We start from the raw sequence: 10596 nt of genomic DNA on the forward strand, positions 1-10596 counted from the left end.
CGAATGACGACCATGACCTCCGATCCCCGCGACCTGCCCTCCGTGGCCCCCGAAGAAGCCACGCCGGCTCGCCAACGGCCCTCCACCTGGCGCCTGGTGCGCGCCAACGGCGCCGTGCGCGTCGGCGCCTGCGCGCTGGCCCTGCTGACCTTCGTGGCCCTGGCCGCGCCCTGGCTGGGCACGGTGGACCCCTCCGCCATCGACCCGGCCAGCATCAACATCGCGCCCGGCACGCGCGCGCCCTTCACCGACCTGGCCGGCGACGCCAGGGACCACCTCTTCCTGCTCGGGGCCGACGGCTTCGGGCGCGACACCTGGAGCCGCATCGCCTACGGCGCGCGCGTCTCGCTGCTGGTGGGCGTGGCGGTGGCCGTGCTCGCCATGCTGGGCGGCGGCCTGATCGGCCTGGTGGCCGGCTACTTCCGCCGCCTCGACGGCGTGCTGATGCGCCTCATGGACGGCTTCATGGCCATCCCCAACATCCTGCTGGCCATCGCGCTGGTCTCGATGTGGCGCGCCAGCCTGCTGACCATCGTGGTGGCCATCGCCATTCCCGAGATCCCGCGCGTGGCGCGGCTGCTGCGCTCCATCGTGCTCTCGGTGCGCGAGGAACCGTACGTGGAAGCCGCCGCCGCGCTGAACACACCGACCTGGAAGATCCTCTGGCGCCACATCCTGCCCAACGCCGTGGCCCCGCTGATCGTGCACGCCACCTACGTCTGCGGTTCGGCCATGCTGGTCGAGGCCATCCTCTCCTTCCTCGGCATCGGCCTCTCGCCCGAGATCCCGACCTGGGGAAACATCATGTCCGAGGGCCGCGTCAACTTCAACGAACACCCCGAGAACGTGCTGTTCCCGGGCGCCTTCCTGGCGCTGACGGTGCTGGCCGTGAACATCCTCGGGGACGGCCTGCGCGACACGCTGGACCCCAAATTGCGCCGCCGCGGAGCCTGACCATGACCCTTTCCCACGCCGCCATCGAGCCCGTGCTGACGGTCCACGACCTCACGGTGCAGCTGCCCCCCAACGCCGACCGGCTCCATGCGGTCGAGCGCATCAGCTTCGAGGTCTTCGCCGGCCAGACCACCTGCCTGCTGGGTGAATCGGGCTCGGGCAAATCCGTCATCGCGCAGACCGTGATGCGCCTGCTGCCGCCCGCCGTGTCGCCCGTGCGCGGCAGCGTGCGCCTGCTCGGCGAAGACGTGCTGGCCATGCCGTCGGAGCGCCTGCGCCGCGTGCGTGGCGAGCGCATGGCCATGATCTTCCAGGAGCCCATGACCGCGCTCAACCCGGTCATGACCTGCGGCCAGCAGCTCGACGAGATGCTGGCCGTGCACACCGATCTCTCGCCCGCCGAGCGGCGCGAGCGCATCCTCGAGGTGTTCGGCCGCACGCGCCTGCCCTCGCCCCCGCGCATCTTCGGCGCCTACCCGCACCAGCTCTCGGGCGGCCAGCGCCAGCGCGTGATGATCGCCATGGCGCTGATCCTCAAGCCCGCGCTGCTGATCTGCGACGAGCCCACCACCGCGCTGGACGTGACCACGCAGGCCGAGATCCTCAAGCTCATCCGGGAACTGCAGCGCGAGAACGGCACCGCCGTGCTCTTCATCACGCACGACTTCGGCGTGGTGGCCGAGATCGCCGACCACGTGGTGGTGATGCGACTGGGCGAGATGGTCGAACAGGGCCCCAAGCTCGCGGTGCTGCAGGCGCCGCGCGAGCCCTACACCCGCATGCTGCTCTCGGCCGTGCCCGGTCTCGAGCCGGTGCGGCGCGCGCCCGTGGCCGAGGCCGCGCCCCTGATCGAGGCGCGTGGCCTGGCCAAGACCTACAGCACGCGGCGCCTCTTCGGCGGCCGCAAGGACGTGCACGCCGCGCGCGACGTGTCGCTGCGCGTGCGCCCCGGCGAGACGGTGGGCATCGTGGGCGAATCGGGTTCGGGCAAGTCCACCGTGGCGCGCTGCATCGCGCGCCTGATCGACCCCAGCGCGGGCGAGGTGCTGTCGCACGGCGAGGCCGTCGAGAAAGCCAGCGGGCGCCGGCTCAAGGCGTTCCGCGAGCAGGTGCAGGTGGTGTTCCAGGACCCCTACCGCTCGCTCAACCCGCGCCAGACCGTGGGCGAGTCCATCATCGAAGGCGCGGTCAACGCCGGCCAGCGCCACGAACAGGCCTGGGCCCGCGCCGAGGAGCTGATGCGCCTGGTGCGCCTGCGCCCGGACGCGCTGCACCGCTACCCGCACGAGTTCTCGGGCGGCCAGCGCCAGCGCATCTGCATCGCGCGCGCGCTGGCCTGCAACCCGCAGGTGCTGATCGCCGACGAAGCGGTCTCGGCGCTGGACGTCTCGGTGCAGGCGCAGATCCTCGAGCTGCTCGACGACATCCAGCAACGCCTGCGCATCGGTCTGCTGTTCATCACCCACGACCTGCGCGTGGCCAACCAGATCTGCGACCGCATCATCGTGATGCACCAGGGCGCCATCGTCGAGGAAGGGCCGGCGCACCAGGTGTTCGCCGACCCGGCCCACGCCTACACCCGCGCCCTGCTGGACTCGGTGCCCGGCCGCGGCTTCGCCTTCCACGGAGCCACGGCATGAGCGCGCTCCGCACCACGGCCCCCCAAGTGGTGGTGGCCCGGCTCAGCCACGAGAGCCACGCCTTCAGCCGGCTGCGCACCACGCTGGCCGAGTTCGGCCGCGAGGAGCTGCTGTTCGGCGACGAGCTCGTCGAGCGCATGCGCGGCACGCGCACCGAGCTGGGCGGCATCATCGACGCCGCGCAGGCGCAGGGCTGGCAGCTCGTGCCCACGGTCAGCGCCTGCGCCTCCACCGCCGGGCCCGTCACCCGCGCTGCCTACGACGCGCTCACCGAGCCCATGCTGCGCGCGCTGGCCGAGCACCCTCACGTGGCCGCCGTGGTGCTGTCGCTGCACGGCGCGATGTTCGTCGAAGGCCTGCCCGACCCCGAGGGCGATCTGCTGTGCCGCATCCGCCAGCAGGTCGGCCCGCGCGTGGTGGTCGCGGCCACGCTGGACCTGCACGCCAACGTCACCGACGCCATGGTGCGCTACGCCGACATCCTCACCAGCTACCGCACCACGCCGCACGTGGACCAGTACGAGGCCGGCCAGCGGGCCTGCGCGCTGGTGGGGCGCGCCCTGGCCGGCGAGATCCGCCCGCGCGTGCACCTCGCGCGGCGCGACATGATCGCCGGCATGGACCTGGGCCGCACGCTGCGCGAGGGCCCCATGACGCGCCTGCACGCCCGCGCGCGGGCCTGGGAGCAGCGCGAGGCGGCCGTGCTCGATGTGAGCCTGAATGCGGGCTACTACATGGGCGACGTCTACGAAGCCGGCCCCTCGGTGCTGGTGGTCGGCGACGGCGACGCCGCGCTGTGCCAGCGCGTGGCGGACGAGCTGATCGACGATGCCTACCGCTGGCGCGACCAGAAGACCGTGCACCTGCAAAGCGTCGACGAGGCGCTGGCGCGCTGCCGCGAGCCGGCCCAGGGCCGCGGCCCGCTGATCCTGGCCGACTACACCGACGGCCCGGGCGGCGGCGGCTACGGCGACGCCACCGCCCTGCTCCAGGCCCTGCTGGCCGCCAACCTGCCGGGCACGCTGGTGGGGCTGCTCCACGACCCCGAGAGCGCCCGCCAGGCGATCGAAGCCGGCGTGGGCCAGGCGCTGGACCTGCGCATCGGCGGCAAGACCGACCCGGCCTTCGGCGGCGGGCCCGTGGCCGTGCGCGCCCAGGTGCTCGCGGTGTCCGACGGCCGCTTCGTGCGCACCGGCCCCTTCAAGACCGGCACACCGGCCTCCATCGGCGCCAGCGCCCTGCTGCAATGCGGCGAGGTGCAGGTCATCGTCGCCAGCAACCGCGTGCAGGCCGAGGAGCGCGGCCAGTACCGCGTGCTCGGCGTGGACGTCGAGCGGCTCAACGTGCTCGCCCTCAAGGGCATCAACCATTTCCGCGCCGACCTCGAACCCATCGCGCGCGGCATCGTGTTCGTGGAATCGGGCGGCATCCACGCCACCGACCTGCGCACCCTGCCTTACCGCAACGTGCGGCGCCCCCTCTGGCCGCTGGACGACACCGCCGGCTGATTTCCCCTGCCTTCTCTGACCATCACATGAACCTCGACACCGAACTGAGCCAGCTGCGCGACGCCTACGTGGCGCGCAACCCCCAGAGCCAAAGCCGCTACCAGGCGGCCACCGCCGTCATGCCCGGCGGCAACACCCGCTCGGTGCTCTACTACGAGCCCTTTCCGCTGGCCATGGCCCGCGGCGAAGGCGCCCGCCTCTGGGACGCGGACGGCCATCCATACCTCGACTTCCTGGGCGAGTTCACGGCCGGCCTGTACGGCCACAGCCACCCGGTGATCCGCGAAGCCATCCAGGCGGCGCTGGACGGCGGCATCAACCTCACCGGCCACAACCTGCTCGAAGCGCGGCTGGCGCAACTGGTGACCAGCCGCTTCCCCTCGGTGCAGCGCCTGCGCTTCACCAACTCCGGCACCGAGGCCAACCTGCTGGCCATCGCGGCGGCCAAACACTTCACCGGGCGGCAGAAGATCCTCGTGTTCAAGGGCGGTTACCACGGCGGCGTGCTCACCTTCGCCGCCGGCCACTCGCCGATCAACGTGCCGCACGACTTCGTGCTGGGCACCTACAACGACCAGGCCGGCACCGCCGCGCTGGTGGCCGAGCACGCGAAAGACCTGGCCGCCATCCTGGTCGAGCCCATGCAGGGCGCCGGGGGCTGCATCGTCGGGCGCCCCGAGTTCCTGGCCGACCTGCGCCGCCTCGCCACCGAGACCGGCGCGCTGCTGGTGTTCGACGAGGTGATGACCTCGCGCCTGACGCCGGGCGGGCGCCAGGCCGCCCTGGGCATCGCGCCCGACATGACCACGCTGGGCAAGTACATCGGCGGCGGCATGTCCTTCGGCGCCTTCGGTGGCCGCCAGGACGTGATGGCGCTGTTCGACCCGCGCGTGCCGGGCCACCTGGGCCACGCCGGCACCTTCAACAACAACGTGATGACCATGTCGGCCGGCATCGCGGGCCTGAGCCAGGTCTACACGCCCGAGGTGGCGGTGGCCTTCAACGCGCGCGGCGACGCGCTGCGCGAGCGCCTGAACGCGACCGCCCGGGCGCGCGGCACCCGCCTGCAGTTCACCGGCCTGGGCACGCTCATGAACCTGCACGCCACGCCGGGCGAGATCCGCCACTGCGACGACATCCCCGCCGCCGAACAGATCGTCAAGGACCTGTTCTTCTTCCACATGCTGGCCCACGGCTTCTACGTCGCGCGGCGCGGCTTCATCGTGCTGTCGCTGCCGCTGACCGACGAGGACCTGGACCGCTTCCACGGCGCCTTCGAAGCCTTCGTGGACCGCTACGGCCAGGGCCTTCAGCCATGAGCGCCGCCGAGCCGCGCCAAGGCCGCGTGCAGACCGTGCTCGGCCTGGTGGACCCCGCCGAGCTGGGGCCCACGCTCATGCACGAGCACGTCTTCATCGACCTCACGCCGCCCCCGCTGCGACTGAACCCGCCGCCCGAGCAGGAAGCCGACATCGAGCTCTGCAACTGCTGGGGCATCGCCTACGGCCAGAAGCTCTTCATGCGCAACTACCGGCTGGACGAGACCGACGTGGCCGTGGCCGAGTTGCGCGACATGAAGGCCGCGGGCGGCGCCTCGCTGGTGGACCTCACGGTGGGCGGCCTCAACCCCCAGCCCGATCGGCTGGTGGAGGTGGCGCGGGCCACCGGCGTGCACATCGTCATGGGCTGCGGCCACTACGTGAACGACTACCAGCACCCGGCCAACCACACGCGAACGGCCGACGACTTCGCGCGCGAGATGGTGGAGCAACTCACCGTGGGCGCCTGGGGCACCCAGGTGCGCGCCGGCATCATCGGCGAGATCGGTTGCCAGGCCCCGTGGACGGACCTGGAGCGGCGCGTCATGCACGGCGCGCTCACCGCGATGCAGGCCACCGGGGCCGCGCTCAACGTGCACCCCGGGCGCGACGCCGACCAGCCGATGGAGGTGGTGGACTTCATTCGCGCGCGTGGCCTGCCGGTGGACCGCGTGGTCATCAGCCACATCGACCGCACCATCTTCGACGACGAGCGGCTGCTGCGCCTGGCCGACACCGGCTGCGTGATCGAGTTCGACCTGTTCGGCTGGGAGCAGACCGCCTACCCGGCGGCCGACATCGACATGCCCAACGACGGCGCGCGGCTGCGCATGGTCAAACTGCTGGTCGACCGGGGCCACCGCGATCAGGTGCTGATCAGCCACGACATCTGCACCCGCACGCGGCTGGGCCGCTACGGCGGCCACGGCTACCAGCACATCTTCGCCAACATCGCGCCGCGCATGCTGCGCCGCGGATTCACCCAGGCCGACGTGGACACCATCCTGGTGAAGACCCCGCGCCGCCTGCTGACGTTGATCTGAGCCAAGCGCACCCGCAAGCCATTTCCTTTCCCCCCGACAGAGCGCTGCGCGCGCGCCCCAGGGCGCACGTGCCGGGGCTTCTGTTGCCCGAAAACGGCCGCAAGGCCCACCCAAGGCCCGGAGCTCCCGCTCCGGAATCGCAACCGGCGCCACGCAGGCGCCACCACTGGCAAATGGAGCAAGCACTGTGAAACATTCGAAACTCGTTGGTCTGGCCTGCCTCGGCATGGTCGCGCTGAGCCCGCTCAGCGCCTTCGCGCAAACGGCCCCCGCGCCCACGTCCAGCGTCAGCCTCTATGGGGTGCTGGACATCGGCCTGAGCCGGGTGAGCAACGTCGGCGGCAGCGGCGTCACGCGCGTGGACGACGGCGTGTCCCAGGGCAGCCGCATCGGCTTTCGTGGGCGCGAAGACCTCGGTGGTGGTCTGGCCGCGATCTTCAACCTGGAGATGGGCGTGGCGACCGACAACGGCACGCTGCGCCAGGGCGGCCTGGCGTTCGGCCGCGCGGCCTTCGTCGGCCTGTCCGACCAGAAGCTGGGCCAGTTCACGGTGGGCCGCCAGTTCGACCAGATGGTGGGCGCCCTGCTGCGTTACCACCCGGGCTTCAACACCGGCATCTACGGCATGACGCCGGGCGACGCCGACCGCGTGGCCGGCGCCTGGCTGGACAACCAGATCACCTACGTGAGCCCCGACCTCGCCGGCTTCAAGGTCGCGGTGCAGCGCGCGCTCTCCGAAGGCGGCACCAGCGCGACCAACGCGGGCAACGCCTGGAGCGCCAGCGCGACCTACGGCAACGGCCCGTTCAACCTGGGCGTGGCCACCACCAGCATCCAGGGCCACACCGTGCGCCCGGGCAGCAGCTACGGCGTGTCGCAGTTCCTCGGCACCCCGCTGGCCACCGCGGCCACCGCCTTCGTGCTGCCCGAGTACCAGGCCACCGGCATCGGCGCCTCCTACGCCTTCGGGCCGGCCACCGTGGCAGCCCTGACCACGCGCTCGACGTTCGAGCTGGCCAACGGCGCCTCGGACGCGATGAAGACGGTCGGCCTCTCGCTGTCGTACAAGCTCGGCGAGCTGATCCTGTCCTCGGGCGTGCAGCGCGCCAAGCTGGAGTCTTCCGCCTGGACCACCGTGACGCTGGGCGCCGACTACTACCTCTCCAAGCGCACCGACGTGTACGTGACCTACAACGCGCGCAAGGCCTCGGGCCCGAACACGCGCGCGGTACTGGTGACCAACGGCCCGTCGTCCGACGACAGCCAGAACGCGCTGCGCGTGGGCATCCGCCACCGCTTCTGATCATGGCGACCACCACCGCTTCGAACGCCCACCCCTTGCCGGACGGCGCCGGCGAGCTGCTCTGGTCGCCCACCGCCGAGCAGGTGCGGTCCAGCCGCCTGGCCCACTACCAGGCCTGGCTGGGCGAACACAAGGGCGTGCGCACCACGTCCTACGACGAGCTCTGGCGCTGGTCCACCGAAAACCTCGACGGCTTCTGGCAATCCATCTGGGAACACTTCGAGGTGGTGGCCGAGGGCAGCCCGCAACCCGTGCTCGGCGAGCGGCGAATGCCGCATGCGCAGTGGTTTCCGAATGCGCGCCTGAACTACGCCGAGCACATCTTCCGCAACGCCACCGCCGAGCGCCCCGCCATCCTCGCGCACGCCGAAGACGAACCCTTGCTGAGCCTCTCGTGGGCCTCGCTGGAGCGCGACACCGCCGCGCTCGCCGCCACCCTGCGCTCGCTCGGCGTCGGCCCCGGCGACCGCGTGGCCAGCTACCTGCCGAACCGGCCCGAGACGGTGATCGCCTTCCTGGCCTGCGCGAGCGTGGGCGCCATCTGGTCCAGCTGCGCGCCCGACATGGGGCCCACCGTGGTGCTGGACCGGTTGCGCCAGATCGAACCCAAGGTGCTGTTCGCCACCGACAGCTACCGCTACAACGGCAAGGCGCACGACCGCGCGCCCCAGGTCGAGAGCCTGCTCGCCGAGCTGCCCAGCGTGCGGCACGTGGTGCACGTGCACGGCCCGGCGCACACCACCCGCGCCGTGGGCTGGCGCGACCGCCTGGACTGGTCCGAGTGCATCCAGCACGCGGCGGCGCCGCGCTACGAGCGGGTGCCCTTCGCGCACCCGCTCTGGATCGTGTACTCCTCCGGCACCACCGGCCTGCCCAAGGCCATGGTGCACAGCCACGGCGGCATCGTGCTCACGCACCTCAAGACCATGGCCCTGCAGCACGACCTGCGCGCGGGCGACCGGCTGCTGTTCCTGGGCAGCACGGGCTGGATCGTCTGGAACTGGCAGGTCGGCGCGCTGCTCACGGGCGCCTCCATCGTGCTCTACGACGGCAACCCCAGCTGGCCGGACACCCAGGCGCTCTGGCGCTTCCTCGACGAACAGGGCGTCACCCTGTTCGGCTGCGGCGCGGCCTTCCTCATCAACGCCATGAAGGACGGCCTGCGGCCGCGCGACTTCTGTTCGCTCCAGCACCTGCGCGCCATCAACGCCACCGGTTCGCCTCTGCCCGTCGATGCCTACCGCTGGGTCTACAGCGCCGTCAAACCCGACGTCTGGCTCGCCTCGATCAGCGGCGGCACCGACATCGCGGCCGGCTTCGTGGCCTGCGCGCCCTCGCTGCCGGTGCACGCGGGCGAGATCCAGTGCCCCGAACTGGGCGTGGCCGCCCAGGCCTACAACGACGCGGGCCAGCCGGTGGTCAACGAGGTGGGCGAGCTGGTCATCACCCAGCCCATGCCTTCCATGCCGGTCTTCTTCTGGAACGACCCGGACGGCCGGCGCTACCGGGAAAGCTACTTCGACACCTTCCCCGGCGTCTGGCGCCACGGCGACTGGATCCGCTTCACCGAGCGCCGCACCTCGGTGATTTACGGTCGCTCCGACAGCACCATCAACCGCTTCGGCATCCGCATGGGCACCGCCGAGATCTACCGGGTGGTGGAAGAGCTGCCCGAGGTGCGCGACAGCATGGTGGTGGACCTGGAGTACCTCGGCCGGCCCTCCTTCATGCCCCTGTTCGTGGTGCTGCAGCCGGGCCTGGCGCTGGACGGGGCGCTCAAGGCGCGCATCGTCGAGCAGATCCGGTCGAAGGCCTCTTCGCGGCACGTGCCCAACGAGGTGCTGCAGGTGGCCGACATCCCGCGCACGCTCAGCGGCAAGAAGATGGAGGTGCCGGTGCGCAAGCTGCTGCTCGGCGCGCCACCCGACCAGGTGGCCAGCCCCGATGCCATGCAGAACCCGGGCAGCTTCGACTTCTTCGTCGACTACGCGAAAAAGAGGGTGCCCACCTGAACCGCGCGACCTAGACCGCCAGACTGGCCTCGGCAGGTGTGCAGGTGGTGAGCGCGCTGCCCACGCGGGCTCGGGTCTGCTCGACGAGGTAGTCCAGGAACACCTCGGTGCGGCGCGGCATGAACTTGCGGCTGGGCAGGGCCGCGTACATGGTCAACCGGTCGGTGATCCAGGGGTTGAGCACGCGCACCAGCTCGCCGCTTTCGATGAAGGGCGCGGCCAGGCCGATGGCGCAGGCACCGATGCCGGCGCCATCGAGCGCGGCGTGCATCAGGGTGTCGGGGTGGTTGACCCAGAGCACGGGCCGCACCTCGATGTCGACGAAGCGGGCTTCGTCCGTCTCGTGCAGCAGGCGCCAGCTGCGGCCCCGGCCCACCGCAGCCCTGTAGCGCAGGCAGTCGTGTTGCGCCAGGTCCTCGGGCCGCGCGGGCGTGCCCTTGCGCTGGAGATAGGCGGGCGAGGCCAGCAGCACGGTGACGCTGGAGAGCACCTTGCGCGCGATCACGTTGGCGTCGAACGAGGCGGGCGTACCCATGAGCGTGATGTCGTAGTCCTGGATCGGCGGCTCGCGGTGCGACTCCACGTCGATGTCGAGCAGGATCTTGGGGTAGGCCTGCCGAAAGCCGCTGACCAGGGGCGCGAGCACGTGCGTGGCGAGCACGGGTGGCGCCAGCAGGCGCAGCACGCCCGCGAGTTCGCTGGTCTGCGAGCTCACCAGCGCGTGCGCTTCGTCGAGCTCCTGCAGGATCACGCGCACCCGGTCGAGGTAGTTCTCGCCCGCGTCGGTGAGGGAGACGCGGCGCGTCGTGCGGTGCAG

At 71.3% G+C, this 10596-nt stretch carries 8 protein-coding genes; 7 read left to right on the top strand and 1 reads right to left on the bottom strand.

Annotated elements, in window-relative coordinates:
• Nucleotides 1–12 precede the first annotated feature (12 nt).
• The 7 genes from AC1Q9M_RS25135 (at nucleotide 13) to AC1Q9M_RS25165 (ending at nucleotide 9779) form a co-directional block, all read left to right on the top strand.
• A complete protein-coding gene (locus AC1Q9M_RS25135) occupies nucleotides 13–954 on the top strand; it encodes an ABC transporter permease (protein ID WP_382327902.1) in 942 nt (313 codons plus the stop codon).
• Nucleotides 955–956: 2 nt separating this feature from the next.
• On the top strand, nucleotides 957–2594 hold the full coding sequence (locus AC1Q9M_RS25140) for an ABC transporter ATP-binding protein (protein ID WP_444688859.1): 1638 nt from the start codon (nucleotides 957–959) through the stop codon (nucleotides 2592–2594).
• Nucleotides 2591–4102 (top strand): M81 family metallopeptidase, encoded by a 1512-nt coding sequence (locus tag AC1Q9M_RS25145; RefSeq protein WP_382322447.1) that lies wholly within the window; start codon nucleotides 2591–2593, stop codon nucleotides 4100–4102. The genes AC1Q9M_RS25140 and AC1Q9M_RS25145 overlap by 4 nt, the downstream gene beginning before the upstream one ends.
• Before the next feature lie 26 nt (nucleotides 4103–4128).
• Entirely contained in the window at nucleotides 4129–5421 is a 1293-nt protein-coding gene (locus AC1Q9M_RS25150; RefSeq protein WP_492436358.1) for an aspartate aminotransferase family protein, read from the top strand.
• On the top strand, nucleotides 5418–6464 hold the full coding sequence (locus AC1Q9M_RS25155; protein WP_492436360.1) for a phosphotriesterase family protein: 1047 nt from the start codon (nucleotides 5418–5420) through the stop codon (nucleotides 6462–6464). The genes AC1Q9M_RS25150 and AC1Q9M_RS25155 overlap by 4 nt, the downstream gene beginning before the upstream one ends.
• Before the next feature lie 187 nt (nucleotides 6465–6651).
• Complete coding sequence (locus tag AC1Q9M_RS25160) at nucleotides 6652–7767, top strand: porin (RefSeq protein ID WP_444688858.1); 1116 nt, start codon at nucleotides 6652–6654, stop codon at nucleotides 7765–7767.
• 2 nt (nucleotides 7768–7769) lie between these two features.
• Nucleotides 7770–9779, top strand: a complete 2010-nt coding sequence (locus AC1Q9M_RS25165; protein WP_492436362.1) for an acetoacetate--CoA ligase — start codon at nucleotides 7770–7772, stop codon at nucleotides 9777–9779.
• A 10-nt stretch (nucleotides 9780–9789) separates the two neighbouring features.
• On the opposite strand, the gene AC1Q9M_RS25170 is transcribed toward AC1Q9M_RS25165, so the two are convergent.
• Nucleotides 9790–10596: substrate binding domain-containing protein (locus tag AC1Q9M_RS25170; RefSeq protein WP_492436364.1), on the bottom strand; the 807-nt coding region annotated here is incomplete at its 5' end.

Source organism: Hydrogenophaga sp. GW823-FHT04C09, assembly GCF_058796355.1.

What these genes read in the sequence shown, in the direction of transcription:
- AC1Q9M_RS25145 (WP_382322447.1), top strand. Translation starts at nt 2,591, where the DNA reads ATGAGCGCGCTCCGCACCACGGCCCCCCAAGTGGTGGTGGCCCGGCTC.
- AC1Q9M_RS25150 (WP_492436358.1), top strand. Translation starts at nt 4,129, where the DNA reads ATGAACCTCGACACCGAACTGAGCCAGCTGCGCGACGCCTACGTGGCG.
- AC1Q9M_RS25165 (WP_492436362.1), top strand. Translation starts at nt 7,770, where the DNA reads ATGGCGACCACCACCGCTTCGAACGCCCACCCCTTGCCGGACGGCGCC.
- AC1Q9M_RS25140 (WP_444688859.1), top strand. Translation starts at nt 957, where the DNA reads ATGACCCTTTCCCACGCCGCCATCGAGCCCGTGCTGACGGTCCACGAC.
- AC1Q9M_RS25155 (WP_492436360.1), top strand. Translation starts at nt 5,418, where the DNA reads ATGAGCGCCGCCGAGCCGCGCCAAGGCCGCGTGCAGACCGTGCTCGGC.
- AC1Q9M_RS25135 (WP_382327902.1), top strand. Translation starts at nt 13, where the DNA reads ATGACCTCCGATCCCCGCGACCTGCCCTCCGTGGCCCCCGAAGAAGCC.